General features: G+C 62.5%; 19 protein-coding genes and 1 pseudogene. 6 read left to right on the forward strand and 14 right to left on the reverse strand.

What is annotated here, in order from left to right; genetic code table 11:
• Positions 1–4: 4 nt before the first annotated feature.
• The 11 genes from tolB to UB43_RS10100 all read right to left on the reverse strand — a co-directional run bounded on the left by tolB (position 5) and on the right by UB43_RS10100 (position 9,299).
• Positions 5–1,303, reverse strand: coding sequence for a Tol-Pal system beta propeller repeat protein TolB (gene tolB / locus UB43_RS10050; RefSeq protein WP_045210351.1), 1,299 nt, complete (start codon positions 1,301–1,303; stop codon positions 5–7).
• Positions 1,300–2,355, reverse strand: a complete 1,056-nt coding sequence (gene tolA / locus UB43_RS10055) for a cell envelope integrity protein TolA (RefSeq protein WP_156160388.1) — start codon at positions 2,353–2,355, stop codon at positions 1,300–1,302. Before tolA ends, tolB begins: the two co-directional genes overlap by 4 nt.
• Positions 2,352–2,816 carry a protein TolR gene (gene tolR, locus UB43_RS10060; RefSeq protein ID WP_024763368.1) on the reverse strand — a complete coding sequence of 155 codons (465 nt, stop codon included), beginning with the start codon at positions 2,814–2,816 and terminating at the stop codon, positions 2,352–2,354. Before tolR ends, tolA begins: the two co-directional genes overlap by 4 nt.
• Positions 2,817–2,840: 24 nt before the next feature.
• Positions 2,841–3,536: a protein TolQ gene (gene tolQ / locus UB43_RS10065; protein WP_045210353.1), complete on the reverse strand. Its 696-nt coding sequence runs from the start codon at positions 3,534–3,536 to the stop codon at positions 2,841–2,843.
• A 1-nt stretch (position 3,537) separates the two neighbouring features.
• Positions 3,538–3,984 (reverse strand): tol-pal system-associated acyl-CoA thioesterase, encoded by a 447-nt coding sequence (gene ybgC, locus UB43_RS10070; protein ID WP_015478279.1) that lies wholly within the window; start codon positions 3,982–3,984, stop codon positions 3,538–3,540.
• Between the two features lie 52 nt (positions 3,985–4,036).
• On the reverse strand, positions 4,037–5,095 hold the full coding sequence (ruvB, locus tag UB43_RS10075; protein ID WP_017522105.1) for a Holliday junction branch migration DNA helicase RuvB: 1,059 nt from the start codon (positions 5,093–5,095) through the stop codon (positions 4,037–4,039).
• 10 nt (positions 5,096–5,105) lie between these two features.
• The gene (gene ruvA / locus UB43_RS10080) at positions 5,106–5,711 is read right to left on the reverse strand and encodes a Holliday junction branch migration protein RuvA (protein WP_024763366.1); all 606 of its coding nucleotides are present in this window, start codon (positions 5,709–5,711) and stop codon (positions 5,106–5,108) included.
• A 34-nt stretch (positions 5,712–5,745) separates the two neighbouring features.
• On the reverse strand, positions 5,746–6,270 hold the full coding sequence (ruvC, locus tag UB43_RS10085; RefSeq protein WP_024763365.1) for a crossover junction endodeoxyribonuclease RuvC: 525 nt from the start codon (positions 6,268–6,270) through the stop codon (positions 5,746–5,748).
• Between the two features lie 116 nt (positions 6,271–6,386).
• A complete protein-coding gene (locus UB43_RS10090; protein WP_045210354.1) occupies positions 6,387–7,133 on the reverse strand; it encodes a YebC/PmpR family DNA-binding transcriptional regulator in 747 nt (248 codons plus the stop codon).
• 74 nt (positions 7,134–7,207) lie between these two features.
• On the reverse strand, positions 7,208–8,986 hold the full coding sequence (aspS, locus tag UB43_RS10095; protein WP_156160389.1) for an aspartate--tRNA ligase: 1,779 nt from the start codon (positions 8,984–8,986) through the stop codon (positions 7,208–7,210).
• Between the two features lie 43 nt (positions 8,987–9,029).
• The gene (locus UB43_RS10100; RefSeq protein ID WP_017522110.1) at positions 9,030–9,299 is read right to left on the reverse strand and encodes an FmdB family zinc ribbon protein; all 270 of its coding nucleotides are present in this window, start codon (positions 9,297–9,299) and stop codon (positions 9,030–9,032) included.
• A gap of 240 nt (positions 9,300–9,539) precedes the next feature.
• On the opposite strand from UB43_RS10100, the gene UB43_RS10105 reads away from it, so the two are divergent.
• The 3 genes and pseudogenes from UB43_RS10105 to UB43_RS30305 all read left to right on the forward strand — a co-directional run bounded on the left by UB43_RS10105 (position 9,540) and on the right by UB43_RS30305 (position 10,826).
• Positions 9,540–10,010, forward strand: coding sequence for a Dps family protein (locus UB43_RS10105; protein ID WP_024763362.1), 471 nt, complete (start codon positions 9,540–9,542; stop codon positions 10,008–10,010).
• A 219-nt stretch (positions 10,011–10,229) separates the two neighbouring features.
• Positions 10,230–10,493 (forward strand): annotated as a pseudogene (locus tag UB43_RS30300) (cold shock domain-containing protein membrane protein); the annotation flags it as partial.
• 93 nt (positions 10,494–10,586) lie between these two features.
• Positions 10,587–10,826 (forward strand): cold-shock protein, encoded by a 240-nt coding sequence (locus UB43_RS30305; RefSeq protein WP_256205154.1) that lies wholly within the window; start codon positions 10,587–10,589, stop codon positions 10,824–10,826.
• 45 nt (positions 10,827–10,871) lie between these two features.
• On the opposite strand, the gene UB43_RS10115 is transcribed toward UB43_RS30305, so the two are convergent.
• Positions 10,872–11,078: a SlyX family protein gene (locus tag UB43_RS10115; protein ID WP_045210356.1), complete on the reverse strand. Its 207-nt coding sequence runs from the start codon at positions 11,076–11,078 to the stop codon at positions 10,872–10,874.
• Between the two features lie 3 nt (positions 11,079–11,081).
• The gene (locus tag UB43_RS10120; protein ID WP_045210357.1) at positions 11,082–11,507 is read right to left on the reverse strand and encodes an HIT domain-containing protein; all 426 of its coding nucleotides are present in this window, start codon (positions 11,505–11,507) and stop codon (positions 11,082–11,084) included.
• Between the two features lie 716 nt (positions 11,508–12,223).
• On the opposite strand from UB43_RS10120, the gene UB43_RS10125 reads away from it, so the two are divergent.
• A complete protein-coding gene (locus UB43_RS10125) occupies positions 12,224–13,546 on the forward strand; it encodes an OprD family porin (RefSeq protein ID WP_045210358.1) in 1,323 nt (440 codons plus the stop codon).
• An 85-nt stretch (positions 13,547–13,631) separates the two neighbouring features.
• Here UB43_RS10125 and UB43_RS10130 read toward each other — a convergent pair whose 3' ends face one another.
• A complete protein-coding gene (locus UB43_RS10130) occupies positions 13,632–14,039 on the reverse strand; it encodes a PaaI family thioesterase (RefSeq protein ID WP_256205155.1) in 408 nt (135 codons plus the stop codon).
• Positions 14,040–14,150: 111 nt separating this feature from the next.
• Between UB43_RS10130 and UB43_RS10135 the strand changes: the two genes are divergently transcribed.
• Positions 14,151–15,866 (forward strand): proline--tRNA ligase, encoded by a 1,716-nt coding sequence (locus tag UB43_RS10135; RefSeq protein WP_045210360.1) that lies wholly within the window; start codon positions 14,151–14,153, stop codon positions 15,864–15,866.
• Between the two features lie 8 nt (positions 15,867–15,874).
• Positions 15,875–16,831, forward strand: a complete 957-nt coding sequence (locus UB43_RS10140; protein ID WP_045210361.1) for a lipoprotein — start codon at positions 15,875–15,877, stop codon at positions 16,829–16,831.
• Position 16,832 lies beyond the last annotated feature (1 nt).

Raw genomic sequence — 16,832 nt, forward strand, 5'->3', positions numbered from 1 at the left:
ACCGTCAGTTCAGGTAAGGGGACCAGGAAGGCTCGCGCACGTCGCCTTGAGCGGTGGGTAGCGGTAACCGAACACGTCCGTTGATGCTCACGAGCATCAACACGCCCCGGTCCTGCTGGCGGGTGGCATATATTAGCATCGTGCCATTTGGCGCAACAGTGGGCGAATCATCCAGGTTGGTGTTGGAAAGTACCCGGAGATTACCGCGCTGAAGGTCCTGGGCTGCAATCTGGAAGTTGGTGAAACCGTCCTGGCGATGAACCATGACCAGGGTCTTCTCGTCAGCCGACAGTTTCGGGTTGGCGTTGTAGTTGCCGATGAAGGTCACGCGGTCGGTAGCGCCCGAGTTCACGTTCATCTTGTAGATCTGCGGTTTGCCGCCACGATCCGAGGTGAAGTACAGGGTCGAGCCGTCCGCGCCCCAGAAAGGTTCGGTGTCGATCGCCGAGTTGTTGGTCAGGCGACGCAGCTGGCGGCTGCCCAGGTCCATCACATAGATCTCCGGGTTGCCGTCGCGCGACAGCACGAAGGCCAGGCGGTTGCCGTCCGGCGAGAAGGCCGGGGCGCCGTTGAGGCCTTCGAAGTTGGAGATCTGCTCGCGGCGGCCAGTGTCGACGTACTGCATGAAGATGCGCGGACGCTTCTGCTCGAAGGACACGTAGGCGATACGACGACCATCGGGCGAGAAGCGCGGCGAAAGGATCGGCTCGCGCGATTGCAGCAGGGTCACCGGGCGAGCGCCATCATAATCGGAGCGCTGCAGGGTGTAGCGGGTGTTATCCACCGAGAAGCGCTCTGCGGTCACGTAGAGCATCTTGGTGGAGAACGCACCCTTGATGCCGGTGAGCTTCTCGAACGACTGGTCGGCGATGTAGTGCGACATGTCGCGCAGTTGGTCGGTGGTGCCGCCCACGCTGCCGGTCAGGACCTGCTCCTGGGTCGCCACGTTGAGCAGGGCGTACTGGATCTGCAGACGGCCACCGCTGGGCACGATGCTGCCGACCAGCACGTACTGCGCGCCGAGTGCCTGCCAGTCGCGGTAGATCACTTCGCTGGCCTGGGCCGGCTGACTGATCATGTTCTGGCGCGGAATCGGTTCGAAGTAACCGGAGTTGCGCAGGTCGTTGCCGATGATGTTCGACATGTCTTCGGGCAGGACGTTGCCGCCCTGCCAGCCGAACGGAACCACGGCGATCGGGACGGCCGAGTCACGACCACTGGAGATCACCAGCGGGTCGGCGGCCTGCGCTGCGCCGGCCACCAGGGCCAGGGCGAAGAGCGCAAAGCGAATCAGGGTACTCACAGATCTAAATCCTCCGGTTTGAAGACCATTCGGCGCTGACGATACAGGCTATCGAAAGTGGCGCGATCCAGTTTTTGCAGTTCGGGAATACGGCCCACATTTCGGACCGCGGCCACCGCCGAATCGTCGAACGGCTTGTCACCACTGGAGCGGGTCACGCTCACGTTGGTGATGGCGCCGCTCGGCAGCATCTGAATCAGCACTTCTACGCTCATTCCGTTACGAGCTGAAGGAGGACGGCTCCACTGCTGGCTCACCAGGCTGACGATCAGATCGTCGAAGTTGCCCGCCACCTCGTTACCCTGCTCGTCGGCCAGGGCCTGTTGCCGTTGCGTGTCATCCGACAGCAGTTCGGCCAGCGCCTGGGCCTTCTTGTCTTCCGTTGCCTTGCGGGCTGCGGCGGCGGCTGCAGCGGCAGCCTTCTTCTTCGCAGCTTCGACCGCGGCAGCCTTCTTCTTGGCATCATCCGCGGCGGCTTTTTTCTTCGCGTCCTCGGCGGCCTTCTTCTTGGCCTCCTCGGCAGCTTTCTTCTTCGCCTCTTCAGCGGCCTCTTTCTTGGCCTCTTCCTCGGCTTTCTTCTTGGCGATATCCGCCTGCTGTTTCTGCTCGGCAGCCTTGGCCTCAGCCGCTTTCTTGGCCGCCGCAGCGGCATCAGCCACCCTCTTGGCGTCGTCAGCCTTCTTGGCTTCAGCGGCCTTCTCAGCGGCATCTGCAGCCTTTTGAGCCGCATCAGCCTTCTTTTGTTCCTCGGCTTTCGCAGCAGCCAATGCCTGCTGCTCAGCCTTCTTCTGCTCGAGCTGCTCCTGCTCGTATTGCTTGGCCGAAGTCTTCTTCGCCTCGCCGGCTATCTTCTGGTTGGTCTGCTGGGTCGCCTGGCTCTTGGACTTCAGCTGGTACAGGGTAGCCTGGACGATCGGCCGCGAAGGCGGCAGTTCAGGCGTACTGGCCCAGCTGACGAACAGCATGGCGAAGATCAGGACATGCAGGGCCACGGCCAGGACCGTTGGCCAGAAGTAGCCTTCCGATTGAGAGCGCTCGAGCTGGTGCATCAACTACCTGGTGCCTCGGTAATCAGACCGACGTTGCCGACTCCGGCTTTCTGCAGACCGCCCATGACGGCCATGACCGAGCCATAGTCGACTGCCTTGTCCCCACGGACGAAGACCTGGACTTTCTTACCCTGGCGGCTGTTCTCGGCCATGATGCCGGTGGCAGCGTTGACCAGTTGATCGAGGTCTACGGCAGTCTGGCTGCCCTTGCCCTGATCCGGGTCCACTTCGGAGCCCATGTTCCAGTAGTAGGTCTTGTCGGCCTTGATGGAGATGGTGAGCACGCGGGAATCGTTATCCTGCGGCAGCGCTTCGCTGGAAACCTTGGGCAGGTCGACCTTGACCCCCTGGTTGAGCATGGGCGCGGTCACCATGAAAATGACCAGCAGTACCAACATCACGTCGATGTAGGGCACCACGTTCATTTCCGCGACCGGCTTGCGCTTGTGACGAACTCTTGCCATGACGGCTTACCTCTTGGTCGTCGATCAATCGTCGCTGGTGTGCACTTTGCGGTGCAGGATCGCCTGGAACTCGTCGGCGAAGGTGTAGTAGCGGCCGATGAGCATTTCCGAGCGGGCGGCGAAACGGTTGTAGGCGATGACCGCGGGGATGGCCGCGAACAGGCCGATGGCGGTGGCGATCAGCGCTTCGGCGATACCCGGCGCCACGGTGGCGAGGGTGGCCTGCTGCACGGTGGCCAGGCCACGGAAGGAGTTCATGATGCCCCACACGGTGCCGAACAGACCGATGTACGGGCTGGTGGAGCCGACAGTGGCGAGGAACGGCAGGCTGGTTTCCAGCTTTTCTTCCTCACGGGAAATGGCGACGCGCATGGCGCGGGAAACGCCTTCCATCACCGCATCCGGGTCAACGCCAGCCTGCTGGCGCAGACGGGAGAATTCCTTGAAGCCGGCACGGAAGATCTGCTCGACCCCCGAATCCGGATCGGGGTTGCTGCCCGCCTGACGATAGAGCTTGGACAGGTCGATGCCCGACCAGAAGCGCTCTTCGAAAGTTTCCAGGGCCTTCTTCGCCGAGCGCATCATGTTGCTGCGCTGGAAAATCATGATCCAGGAAGTGACCGATGCGGCCACCAGGGTCAGCATCACCAGCTGTACCACGACGCTGGCGTTACTGATCAAGCTCCACATGGAAGTATGGTCGACGACGTTCGGTTCCACGTTAATCTCCTGCTGAAAGGGTGTCCGGACTGCCGGCAAATGCCGCACGCAACACATCTGGGATAGCGCGGGGTTTCAGGGTGTCCGCCCGCACGCACGCCACCAGGAATCGCCCCTCGCAGAGCAAGGTCGAATCCGACGCCCGTCGAACCTGTTGACGAAACTTCAGGCTCGCGCGGTTCAACTCCTCCACTTCGGCGCTGACGAGCAGCTCGTCATCCAGGCGGGCCGGCGCGTGATAGCGCGCCTCGGCCGAATGAACGACGAAAAGCAGGTTCTCCCCCGCCAGCTGTGACTGGGCGAAGCCCAGATCACGCAGCCGCTCGGTACGAGCCCGCTCCATGAACTTGAGGTAGTTGACGTAGTAGACGATGCCGCCGGCATCGGTGTCCTCGTAATAGACCCGATACCGCTGCTGGAACGGCTGACCCCCGTGTTGCGCGCGCATACTCTAAAACCAAGTCCTGGCTTTGCCAATCGGCAATCGCCTACAAATGCAATTAATTACCATCTTCAGGGGCGAACAGATCCGGCGTCGCCCCCTCCCCCATCCGCTTCGGCACATTCAGGCCGAAATGCAGGTACGCGTGCCGGGTCACCACACGGCCGCGCGGTGTGCGCATGATATAGCCTTGCTGGATCAGATAGGGCTCCAGCACATCTTCAATCGTGTGTCTTTCTTCGCTGATGGCGGCCGCCAGGTTGTCGACGCCCACCGGTCCACCGTCGAACTTGTCGATCATGGTCAGCAGCAGACGGCGATCCTGGTGATCGAAGCCCCTTTCGTCCACGTCCAGCAGGTTCAGCGCCTTGTCGGCGATGTCGCGGCTGATGTGCCCGGTGCCACGCACCTCGGCGAAATCCCGCACCCGGCGCAGCAGGCGGTTGGCGATACGCGGCGTGCCACGGGCGCGCCGGGCGATCTCGAAGGCGCCCGCCGGCTCGATCTCCAGGCCGAGGATCCCCGCCGAGCGGGCGACGATGCTGGACAGGTCGTCCACACCGTAGAACTCAAGACGCTGCACGATGCCGAAGCGGTCACGCAGCGGATTGGTCAGCATGCCGGCGCGAGTCGTCGCACCGACCAGGGTGAAGGGCGGCAGGTCGAGCTTGATCGAGCGCGCGGCCGGGCCTTCGCCGATCATGATATCCAGCTGGAAGTCTTCCATGGCCGGGTACAGCACTTCCTCGACGATGGGCGACAGGCGATGGATCTCGTCCACGAACAGCACGTCGTTAGGCTCGAGGTTGGTCAGGATCGCCGCCAGGTCGCCAGGGCGTTCCAGCACCGGGCCGGACGTGCTCTTGATCGAAACCCCCATTTCCTGGGCGATGATGTTCGCCAGGGTGGTCTTGCCCAGGCCGGGCGGGCCGAAGATCAGCGTGTGATCCAGCGCTTCCTGACGCCCGCGGGCCGCCTGGATGAACAGCTCCATCTGCTCGCGCACCACCGGCTGACCGACATAGTCCGCCAGCTTGAGCGGGCGGATGGCGCGGTCGAACTGCTCTTCGCGGTCGCGACTGGAGGCTGAGGAAATCAGGCGATCGGCTTCGATCATCACTATCTACCTAGACCATGCCCTTGAGGGAACGGCGGATGAGTTCTTCGCTGGACAAGCCTTCCTCCTGCACGGCGGCCACGGCGCGGCTCGCCTCCTGGGGTTTGAAGCCCAGGGCGATCAGCGCGCTGACCGCATCGGACTCGGCGCTTGAGACTGCGGCAACCCGCATGGGTTCCACCACCAGCGGGGCGATGGAAGGAATATTCTCCCACGCCTTGAAGCGGTCTTTCAGCTCTACCAGCAGGCGCTCGGCAGTTTTCTTGCCGACACCCGGAATCTTCACCAGGGTCGAAGTATCCTGCGCCTGCACGCAGCGCACCAGTTCATCGACCTCCAGCCCCGACATCAGCGCCAGCGCCAGCTTCGGCCCCACGCCATTGAGGCGGATCAGCTCGCGGAACAGCTCGCGCTCGCGCTTCTCGGCGAAGCCGTAGAGCAGGTGGGCATCCTCGCGCACCACCAGGTGGGTGTGCAGGGTCACCGGCTCGCCCAGGCTCGGCAAGCGGTACAGGGTGGTCATCGGCACTTCCAGCTCGTAGCCCACGCCGTTCACGTCGACGATCAGGTGCGGCGGCTGCTTCTCCGCCAGGGTGCCACGCAGGCGTCCAATCACGGGTGTTTGTCCTTGCTCAATGTTTTTCCGGATATCACAGGCGCAGGCGTCCGCCGCGACGGCGGGCCCCCATCAGGCCATGCGGCACCAGGCTTTGCCGGGTGTGCGCGTGGCACAGGGCGATGGCCAGGGCGTCGGAGGCGTCGATCTGCGGCTTCTGTACCAGCTTGAGCAGGTGCATGACCATCATCTGCACCTGCTGCTTGTCCGCGCCGCCGGTGCCGGCAATCGCCTGCTTGACCTGGCTGGCGGTGTACTCGGCGATCTGCAGGCCTTCCTCCGCCGCCGCGACTATGGCCGCGCCGCGCGCCTGCCCCAGCTTCAGCGCCGAGTCGGCATTGCGCGCCATGAACACCTGCTCGATGCCCATCATGGTCGGCTGGTAGGTCTGGATGACCTCGCGCACACCACGGAAGACGATCTGCAGGCGCTCGAACAGCTCGCCATTGCCGGTGCGGATGCAGCCCGAAGCCACGTATTCACAACCACGGCCGGTGTCGCGCACCACGCCGAATCCGGTAATCCGTGAGCCTGGGTCGATACCGAGAATCAGGGTCATGTCCGTTCGATCACACCTAGTCTGCAACGCGCATTTCAGATAACAAAAACCGGAAGCGGGAGGCGCCGCTGACGACCACTCCCGCTTCCGGCTTCAGCACATCGCCGGTGGTGGGATCAGCCCAGCTGGGCCATTACCTCGTCCGGGATGTCCGCATTGGAGTAGACGTTCTGCACGTCGTCCAGGTCTTCGAGCATGTCGATCAGCTTGAGGACCTTCTGCGCGGTGTCCAGGTCCAGGGTCGCCACGGTCGACGGGATCATGGTGATCTCCGCGTCCTCGCCCTTGAAGCCCGCTTCGGTCAGTGCTTCGTTGACCGAGATGAAATCGGCGAAGGTGGTGAAGACGTCGATGGAACCGTCGTCGTTGACCACTACATCGTCGGCGCCGGCTTCCAGCGCGGCATCCATCAGGGCCTCTTCGTTCACGCCCGGCGCATAGCTGATCTGGCCCTTGCGCTCGAACATGTAGGCCACCGAACCATCGGTACCCAGGTTGCCGCCGCACTTGCTGAAGGCATGGCGCACTTCGGCCGCGGTGCGGTTGCGGTTGTCGGTCATGGCCTCGACGATGATCGCCACGCCGCTGGGTGCGTAGCCTTCATAGGTCAGCTCGGCCATGTTGTCCGCTTCGCTGGAGCCCACGCCGCGCTGGATGGCACGGTCGATGGTGTCGCGGGTCATGTTGGCGGTCAGCGCCTTGTCCACGGCCAGGCGCAGACGCGGGTTGTCCGCCGGGATCCCGCCGCCCTGCTTGGCAGCGACGGTCAGCTCACGAATGAGCTTGGTGAAGATCTTGCCCTTCTTGGCGTCCTGACGTTCCTTGCGGTGCTTGATGTTGGCCCATTTGGAATGACCAGCCATAACTCACTCCGTATCGCTTGTTTGCTTCGCTGGCAGCGTCCGTTGCGCGGGCGCCGCCAGCTATTCGAATCGACTTACTCGGCGGCCTTCTGCTGCTCGCGCAGGCGGATGTTCAGCTCGCGCAGAGCCTTGGCATCCACGGTGCCCGGCGCCTGGGTCATCACGTCGCCGGCGCTCTGGGTTTTCGGGAAGGCGATGACTTCGCGGATCGACGCTGCGCCGGTCATCAGCATCACCAGACGGTCCAGGCCGAAGGCCAGGCCACCGTGCGGCGGTGCGCCGTACTTCAGGGCGTCCAGCAGGAAGCCGAACTTCTCTTCCTGCTCTGCATCGTCGATGCCCAGCACGCGGAACACTGCCTGCTGCATGGCCTTGTCGTGGATACGGATGGAACCGCCGCCCAGCTCGGTGCCGTTGAGCACCATGTCGTAGGCACGGGACAGCTTGCCGGCCGGGTTGGCCTCCAGCTCTTCCGGGGTGCACTTGGGTGCGGTGAACGGGTGGTGCAGGGAAGTCAGGCTGCCGTCGTCGTTCTCTTCGAACATCGGGAAGTCCACGACCCACATCGGCGCCCACTCCTTGGTGAGCAGGTTGAGGTCATGGCCGACCTTGATACGCAGCGCGCCCAGGGCGTCGCAGACGATCTTGGCCTTGTCGGCGCCGAAGAACACGATGTCGCCATCGACCGCACCGACGCGATCGAGGATCTCGTTCAGGTTCGGCTCGGCGATGTTCTTCACGATCGGCGACTGCAGGCCTTCCACGCCCTTGGCGCGTTCATTGACCTTGATGTAGGCCAGGCCCTTGGCGCCGTAGATGCCGACGAACTTGGTGTAGTCGTCGATCTGCTTGCGCGGCATGCTCGCACCGCCCGGAACGCGCAGCGCGGCAACGCGGCCCTTCGGATCATTGGCCGGGCCGGAGAAGACCTTGAACTCGACGTCCTTCAGTTGATCGGCCACATCGACCAGTTCCAGCGGGATACGCAGGTCAGGCTTGTCCGAACCGTAACGGCGCATGGCCTCTTCGAACGGCATGTGCGGGAACTCGTCGAACTCGACGTTCAGCACTTCCTTGAACAGCTGGCGCACCATCTTCTCGGTGATCTCGATGATGTCGCTTTCTTCCAGGAAACTGGTCTCGATGTCGATCTGGGTGAATTCCGGCTGGCGGTCGGCACGCAGGTCTTCGTCGCGGAAGCACTTGGCGATCTGGTAGTAACGGTCGAAGCCGGCCACCATCAGCAGTTGCTTGAACAGCTGGGGCGACTGCGGCAGGGCGAAGAAGTGGCCCGGGTAGGTACGGCTCGGCACCAGGTAGTCACGCGCGCCTTCCGGCGTCGGGCGACCGAGGATCGGGGTTTCCACGTCGAGGAAGCCGTTCTCGTCCAGGTAGCGGCGGATGCTGCTGGTGATGCGCGCGCGCAGCTTCAGCTTGGCGGCCATTTCCGGGCGACGCAGGTCGATGAAGCGGTAGCGCAGGCGGGTTTCCTCGCCCACGTCGGAGTATTCGTCCAGCGGGAACGGCGGGGTTTCCGCCTGGTTCAGCACTTCCAGCTCGTGGCCCAGCACTTCGATGGCGCCCGAAGCCATGCTCGAGTTGCGCGCACCTTCGGGACGCAGACGCACCTTGCCGGTGATCTTCACCACGTACTCGCTGCGCACGCGGTCGGCCTTGGCGAAGGTCTCGACGCGATCCGGGTCGAACACCACCTGGGCCAGACCTTCACGATCACGCACGTCGAGGAAGATCACCCCGCCGTGGTCGCGGCGACGGTGTACCCAACCGCAAAGAGTGACTACCTGGCCGTCCAGGCTCTCGTTCAACTGGCCGCAATAGTGGCTGCGCATCATGGTGTGTTTCGCTTCTCGAAAGTCTTGAATTCTAGGGAACCGCTCATTCGCTGGCGGAGCAGGCGCCGGCACCGCAACCGGTGGCCGGACAGGCCGCTGGGGCATCGCCGGAGGCCAGGTTCTTCTTCGCTCCGGTCTTGAAGTCGGTCTCGTACCAACCGCTGCCGCCCAGGCGGAAGCCCGGAGCCGACAACATCTTCTTCAATTCGGGAGCCTTGCAGGCCGGACAATCGACCAACGGCGCATCGCTGATCTTCTGCAGCGATTCCAGCTGATGCGCGCAGGACTGGCACTGGTACTCGTAAATCGGCATGGAACACCTTGGCTGTGTAACGCCACGGGTCCGCGTCCCGCGGCAAAGAGGCCGATTATAGCCTGAAAAATCCGCAGGTTGCAGCCGGGCTCCGGTGGCGGAAAAGCCTGCCGGGCGCACAGCCTTTTAATAGAAATGCTCAATCGATTGCCTTGATATAGACCAAGAGCTTCGCACCTGCGCCGGTGATAGCCTCGAATCCAGCGTTTTAAATCATTCATGCACGATGAGGAGATCGCCATGGACATCGATATCGGAATCGCCAAAGAAGATCGCGCCGCCATCGCCGACGGCCTGTCTCGCCTGCTGGCCGACACCTACACGCTGTACCTGAAAACCCACAACTTCCACTGGAACGTCACCGGGCCGATGTTCAATACCCTGCACCTGATGTTCGAGGGGCAGTACAACGAACTGGCACTGGCCGTGGACAGCATCGCCGAACGCATCCGCGCCCTGGGCTTCCCGGCGCCGGGCACCTATGCCGCCTACGCCCGCCTGTCCTCGATCAAGGAAGAAGAAGGCGTACCGGACGCCCAGGAAATGATCCGTCTGCTGGTTCAGGGCCAGGAAGCCGTGGTGCGGACCGCCCGCAGCATCTTCCCGCTGGCCGACAAGGTGGCGGATGAGCCCACCGCCGACCTGTTGACCCAGCGCATGCAGGTACATGAGAAGACCGCCTGGATGCTGCGCAGCCTGCTCGCCGAGTGATCCTTCCTTATATAAGGAAGCTCGCCGCCCCGGCGGGCTTCCCTCCCCCTACGAATGGCCTAAGCGGTTGATTTGAGAAGGCAAGTGGTTTGCTGTTAAATACCCGCCGTGCACTTCTTGCATAGGCCGCCCGGCACGCTTTCATTTTTCCTTTCTGGCGTCGCACCCGGGGCTGGCTGCTTCTTTATTTCGTTACCCGCTCAAGGTGAATCCGTAGCCATGTTGAAGATCGTCCATCTCGTGACGGGCGTCGCCGCACTCTTGCTGTCCTTGATCCCGAGTCTGCGTAGTGATGCCCTGCCCTACCTGCAACAGAGCGATGCCATCTACCTGGCACTGCTCGGTCTGACCAGCCTCCTGCTCGCCCCGAGCAGCCAACTGAAACATCCCTCCGCCCTGCAGAGCCTCGCCACGGCCCTGGTCGTGCTGGCCGTGGTCCTGCAGATCCTGATCCTGCTCGCCCCGCTGCCCTTCATCGGCGACCAGCCGGCAATCGTGCTGCCACTGCTGAGCCTGGCCGGCGCCGTTGTCCTGCAGTGGATCGCCAGCCTCCACAACCCGAGCGCCAGCGCCACTATCGAAGCCTTCTCCGGCGTCGACCGCGAAACCGGCACCGTGAAGTGGTTCAACACCTCCAAGGGCTTCGGCTTCATCTCCCGCGACTCGGGCGAAGACATCTTCGTCCACTTCCGCGCCATCCGCGGCGAAGGCCACCGCATCCTGATCGAAGGGCAGCGGGTGGAGTTCTCGGTGGTGCAGCGCGACAAGGGCCTGCAGGCGGAGGACGTGATTGCCGCCCTGCCCAACCGCCGCTGATCCACACCCCCATGAAAAAGCCCGCCAATCGGCGGGCTTTTTCTATTAATAGTGCGGCGGCGGAGCGTCATCTTCCGCGACGCCAACCTGGCCCTGCAGGTCTTCCAGGCGCTTGAGCAGCGCCTGCATCTGCAGACGGGTGCGCTCGATCACCCGCTCCTGCTCGTAGACCACGTCGCTCAGGGTCTGCAGTGCGTCATCCTGAAAAGCCAACCGGCTCTCCAGGTCCATCACTCGAGTCTCCAGATCCATCACTCACTCCTGACTGAAGCGAAAGCCATCGCCCAGCACCATGCGCAGCTTCTCGCGCACCCGCGCCAGCTCTTCTTCTTTATAGGGAACCGCCGGGTGCTTGCCCCAGACCGGCCCCGGCCACGCGACATCGTCCCGCTTGCGCACGATCACATGCACGTGCAACTGGCTGACGACGTTGCCGAGATTGGCCACGTTCATCTTGTCCGCGTCGAAAGTGTCCTTGAGCACTTCCGCCAGCTGAGTCGCTTCACGCCACAACTGCTGCTGATCGGCGGAGTCCAGCTGGAAGATTTCACTGACGTCTTCGCGACGCGGAACCAGGATGAACCACGGGTACTGTGAGTCGTTCATCAACAGCAGGCTGCTCAGCGGGAAATCACCCAGCGCAATGGTGTCCTGCTGGAGACGGGAATCCAGGGCGAACATAAGACCTCTCCTGTTCGACGAGCCTTGTTTAAGCCTAGCTCCACAGGGGAGCCGAAGGGCGCGAAGAATACTAGAGAGCCCTTCCGGCGAACATGCCCGACCGACGCATCGCGCCGGAGCACGCCCTTTGCCGTGCTGCACCAGGATCGCGCATGGCGCGGATTGGCATATCCCGACAACAGGCGCGTGCAGGAATCTGCACGGCAAACACGGCAATCAGTAGCGAAAAATCGTTTAAACAGCCACAACTACCGGATGCCAGAAAACGACATGCGTGCTCGTGGATGTTGCAAATCCCCAACGGAAGCCGTGAAATGCGTCAACGCGTCGCAAGACGAACACTGTGAAGGCGGCTCCGGGCATTTGTGCACGGTTGTTGCTAGAGGCAAGGACAACGCACCGACGGCCACCCCTATTGGAGAAGTGGACGCGGAAGCGGGAGAACTTAAGAAGTGGTCAATGGAATAGAGAACCACAAGGACTGAAGCATCAATGAAGCAATCAGGGGGCAATCTCTTTTTGCAACATGAAAACTGCTTGAATGCGACATGCGTCATGCAGCTTTGCGACAGTCCCGTAAAGATTTTGTGTGTTCATTTGGGCAACTATCGCCAACTGAACACGCGTGCTATAAGTTAGCGCCGACAAAAAAAGAAAGAGCCGTCACCGCGGCATTAGTGATGGCGAATAATTTCAAAACCAAAGGAGCAATCACAATGAAAGTGATGAAGTGGAGCGCCATCGCCCTGGCCGTTTCTGCAGGCAGCACACAACTGGCAATGGCCGAGCCCTTCGTAGGCAATCAGGCTGACGCTAAAGGCTTTGTCGAAGACAGCAGCCTGAACTTCCTGGTTCGCAACTACTACTTCAATCGCAACAAGAAAGACGGCGCCACCGATGCCCGTGACTGGACCCAAGGCTTCTGGGCCAATTACAACTCCGGCTTCACCCAAGGCACCGTTGGCTTCGGCGTTGACGCTTTCGGCTACCTGGGTCTGAAACTCGACGGTGGCAGCGGCTACGGCGGCACCGGCAACCTGCCGGTTCACGATGACGGCGACAAGGCTGACGACTTCGGCAAAGCCGGCGCAGCTGTCAAGATCCGCATCTCCAAGACCGAGCTGAAATTCGGCGACATGCAGCCCACCGCTCCGGTGTTCGCTGTAGGCGGCACCCGCCTGCTGCCGCAAACCGCCAGCGGCTTCAGCCTGATGAGCAGCGAAATCGACGGCCTGGATCTGGAAGGCGGTCACTTCTACTCCGGTACCGGCCAGGACACCACCAACCGTGACGGTGAGATCTGGTCCCAGTACGGTGGCGTTACCGCCAACAGCGCTGACTTCCTGGGCGGCAAGTACGCCATCAACGACCAGTTCTCCGCTTCGCTGTACGGCGCCAAGGTCGAAGACCTGTGGGACCAGTACTACGTGAACCTGAACTACACCCTGCCGATCGCTGACAATCAGTCCCTCGGCCTGGACTTCAACTACTACAACACCCGCGACGAAGGTTCCGCCAAGCTCGGCGACATCAGCAACAACACCTTCTCGCTGGCTGCCGCTTACACCATCAGCGCGCACACCCTGACCCTCGCCTTCCAGAAAGTGAACGGCAACACTCCGTTCGACTACATCGGTATTGGCGACAACAACGCCGGCGGCGACTCGATCTTCCTCGCCAACTCCGTTCAGTACTCCGACTTCAACGGCCCGGGTGAAAAATCCATCCAAGGCCGTTACGACCTGAACATGGCCGAGTACGGTGTTCCGGGCCTGACCTTCATGGGCCGCTACATCTACGGTAAGGACATCGACGGCGACAAGATCGATCCGAACAGCCCCTACGCCAACTACGGCTACGGTCCGGACGGCAAACACCGCGAAACCAACCTGGAAGCCAAATACGTTATCCAGAGCGGCCCGGCAAAAGACCTGTCCTTCCGTGCTCGTCAGGCTTGGCACCGCGCCAACGCCGACCAGGCTGAAGGCAACGTCGATGAGTTCCGCCTGATCATCGACTACCCGCTGTCCGTTCTGTAATCCAGAACGCACTGCAGGTAACTGAAAAGCCCGGCTTCTGCCGGGCTTTTTTATTGCAACTTACCTACAACTTCGAACGTATCTGTTACATCGGCAATACATAGGTGCCGGTTACATGGGCAACCAACTCCTGGGGATTGCTGACCGAGTAGACAGCTACTTCGCAAACCACCTGCCGACGCCCCTGCTTCAATATCTTCGCTTCCGCCAACAGGTCCTCCGGCTTCGGCTTGCTGAGAAAGTTGATATTGAGATTGGAAGTAACGGCCATCTCGACGTTATCCAGCTGCGCCAGGATTACCGCGTACATCGCCGCATCCGCCAGCGACATGATGGTGGGGCCGGACACCGTTCCGCCCGGGCGAACCATCCGGTCGTGGAAAGGAACCCGCACGAAGGCACTGCGCCCTTCCAGTGCATCGATGCGTAAATCCATTTCGTCCGCCATGGGTAATCCCGCACGGATGAACGCCTGTACCTGGGCTGCATTCAAACGACTCACGCCACTCCTCCGTCTCCGCCCGCCGCGCCCTGTACGCGGCCAGACCTGCACCGTACAATGCCCAGCCTATATTCCCCTTCGCAACCGACAAAACGGCCAAAGATGCGTACCAGTCAGTACCTGCTGTCCACCTTGAAAGAAACCCCTTCCGATGCGGTCGTCATCAGCCATCAGCTGATGCTGCGCGCCGGCATGATCCGCAAACTGGCGTCCGGTCTGTACACCTGGCTGCCAATGGGTCTGCGGGTACTGCGCAAGGTGGAGACCATCGTTCGCGAAGAGATGAACGCCGCCGGCGCCCTGGAAGTGCTGATGCCCGCCATCCAGCCCGCCGAACTGTGGCAGGAATCCGGCCGCTGGCAGCAGTACGGCCCCGAGCTGCTGCGCCTGAAGGATCGCCATGATCGCGACTTCTGCGTCGGCCCGACCCACGAGGAAGTGATCACCGATCTGGCGCGCAACGAGCTGAACAGCTACAAGCAGCTGCCGATCAACATGTACCAGATCCAGACCAAGTTCCGTGACGAGATCCGTCCGCGCTTCGGCCTGATGCGCGGTCGCGAGTTCATCATGAAGGATGCCTACTCCTTCCACGCCAGCCAGGACTCGCTGCAGGCGACCTACGACGTCATGTACGGCGCGTACAGCAAGATCTTCACCCGCCTGGGCCTCGACTTCCGCGCCGTGCAGGCCGACAACGGCTCCATCGGCGGCAGCGGCTCCCATGAGTTCCACGTGCTGGCCGGTTCTGGCGAGGACGATATCGTCTTCGGCGAGTCCACCGACTACGCCGCCAACATCGAGAAGGCCGAGGCCCTGCCCCGCGAAACCGCTCGTGGTGCGGCCAGCGAAGAGCTGCGCCTGGTCGACACCCCCGAGACCAAGACCATCGCCGCCCTGGTGGAGAAGTTCGGCCTGCCGATCGAGAAGACCATCAAGACCCTGGTGGTGCACGCCGCCGAGGAAGGCAAGCTGATCGCCCTGATCGTCCGTGGCGACCACGAGCTCAACGAGATCAAGGCCGGCAACCACCCGCTGGTGGCCAGCCCCCTGCAGATGGCCAGCGAAGCGGACATCAAGGCCGCCATCGGCGCCGCCCCCGGCTCCCTCGGCCCGCTGAACCTGCCGCTGCCCTGCATCATTGACCGTTCCGTCGCCCTGATGAGCGACTTCGCTGCCGGCGCCAACGTCGACGACAAGCACTACTTCGGCGTGAACTGGGAACGCGACCTGCCGGTACCGGAAGTCGCCGACCTGCGCAACGTCGTCGAAGGCGACCCGAGCCCGGACGGCAACGGCACCCTGATCATCCGTCGCGGCATCGAAGTCGGCCACATCTTCCAGCTCGGCACCAAGTACAGCGAAGCCATGAAGCTCTCCGTACTGGGTGAGAGCGGCAAGCCGGTCACCCTGATCATGGGCTGCTACGGCATCGGCGTATCCCGCGTGGTCGCCGCCGCCATCGAGCAGAACTACGACGACCGCGGCATCCTCTGGCCGGCCGCACTGGCGCCCTTCCAGATCGCCATCGTACCGATGAAGTACGAGAACGAGGCCGTGCGCGCCGCCACTGACAAGCTCTACGCGGACCTCACCGCCGCTGGCTTCGAAGTGCTGCTGGACGACCGCGACAAGAAGACCAGCCCCGGCGTGAAGTTCGCCGACATGGAGCTGATCGGTATCCCGCACCGCATCGTCGTCAGCGAGCGCGGCCTGGACGAAGGCACCCTGGAGTACAAGGGCCGCCGTGACGCCGAGTCGCAGCCTGTCGCCCTGTCCGACCTGCAAGCCTTCATCACGGCCAAGATCCGCAACTGAGCAGAGCGATGTCCACCGGAAGTACCACAAGCCTCGCGGCTGCCGCCCTGTGCGGCAGCCTCCTGCTGAGCGGCTGCGCCAACCAGCTGTCGCAACGCAGCGAGCATGAAGAGCGAGTCGAGCGCAAGCTGCTCGACCACAGTCTGCAGATCGACGTGGGCACACCGGGCACCCTGGAACTGCCGCAACGCCGCATTCGCGTGCAGGAACAGAAGACCTTCGAAGTCACCGAGTTCGAGGTCACCCGTCGCTATGACCGCTACACGCCCTACCAAGGCTGGCGCAAGGTGTACGAAATGCCGCTGGGCATCGTCGCCTTCGTCGGCGGCATCGGCGCCAACGTGGTCAACGTGTTCGCCCTCGGCAACCTGCCCGAGAGCGTCACCCGCGGCTGGATTCGCTATGGCGTAGACGGCATGAACCCGTTCATGAACGTCGAGTCCAACGGCCGCGCCGAGCAGAACCTGGCCTCGATCGACGAGAAGCAGCGCGACAAGCGTACCGAGTACTCCAGCCTGCCCTGGTCGGAGCGCCCGGTAACCGTCACCGCCGGCAAGAACTCCCAGGAGCTGCTCACCGACCGCCACGGCGTGCTGCGCCTGAACCTGCTGGAAGGCCCCTTCAGCGACGACGAAGTGAGCCGTATTGGCCGCCTGCAGTTCAGCGTCCAGGACCCTTCGGACGACACCCGCGCCGACGCCAGCCTGCTGGTCAGCCGCTCCCTGCGCGGCAAGCTGCAGGAGGCCCACGCGCTGATCTACGACGACCTGGAAGGTGATGACGTGCACCACTGGGTACACCGGGTGAAGCGCCTCTCCGACCTCGGCCTGGAAGAGGAAGCGAGTGAACTGGAACAGAGCCTGATCGAGCTGACCCGCAACGATCCGGAGCTGCAGAAGGAATTCCTCCACAGCCTGATGACCGACGCCGGTCGCCTGGTAGCAGACCCCGGCGTCAGCAACTGAC

The organism is Pseudomonas sp. 21, from assembly GCF_000955805.1.
Taxonomy (GTDB): domain Bacteria; phylum Pseudomonadota; class Gammaproteobacteria; order Pseudomonadales; family Pseudomonadaceae; genus Pseudomonas.

Coding starts and splice junctions, on each gene's coding strand:
- tolR (WP_024763368.1), bottom strand. CDS start 2,816: ATGGCAAGAGTTCGTCACAAGCGCAAGCCGGTCGCGGAAATGAACGTG.
- ybgC (WP_015478279.1), bottom strand. CDS start 3,984: ATGCGCGCGCAACACGGGGGTCAGCCGTTCCAGCAGCGGTATCGGGTC.
- ruvB (WP_017522105.1), bottom strand. CDS start 5,095: ATGATCGAAGCCGATCGCCTGATTTCCTCAGCCTCCAGTCGCGACCGC.
- ruvC (WP_024763365.1), bottom strand. CDS start 6,270: ATGACCCTGATTCTCGGTATCGACCCAGGCTCACGGATTACCGGATTC.
- UB43_RS10090 (WP_045210354.1), bottom strand. CDS start 7,133: ATGGCTGGTCATTCCAAATGGGCCAACATCAAGCACCGCAAGGAACGT.
- aspS (WP_156160389.1), bottom strand. CDS start 8,986: ATGATGCGCAGCCACTATTGCGGCCAGTTGAACGAGAGCCTGGACGGC.
- UB43_RS10100 (WP_017522110.1), bottom strand. CDS start 9,299: ATGCCGATTTACGAGTACCAGTGCCAGTCCTGCGCGCATCAGCTGGAA.
- UB43_RS10105 (WP_024763362.1), top strand. CDS start 9,540: ATGGACATCGATATCGGAATCGCCAAAGAAGATCGCGCCGCCATCGCC.
- UB43_RS10115 (WP_045210356.1), bottom strand. CDS start 11,078: ATGGATCTGGAGACTCGAGTGATGGACCTGGAGAGCCGGTTGGCTTTT.
- UB43_RS10120 (WP_045210357.1), bottom strand. CDS start 11,507: ATGTTCGCCCTGGATTCCCGTCTCCAGCAGGACACCATTGCGCTGGGT.
- UB43_RS10125 (WP_045210358.1), top strand. CDS start 12,224: ATGAAAGTGATGAAGTGGAGCGCCATCGCCCTGGCCGTTTCTGCAGGC.
- UB43_RS10135 (WP_045210360.1), top strand. CDS start 14,151: ATGCGTACCAGTCAGTACCTGCTGTCCACCTTGAAAGAAACCCCTTCC.
- UB43_RS10140 (WP_045210361.1), top strand. CDS start 15,875: ATGTCCACCGGAAGTACCACAAGCCTCGCGGCTGCCGCCCTGTGCGGC.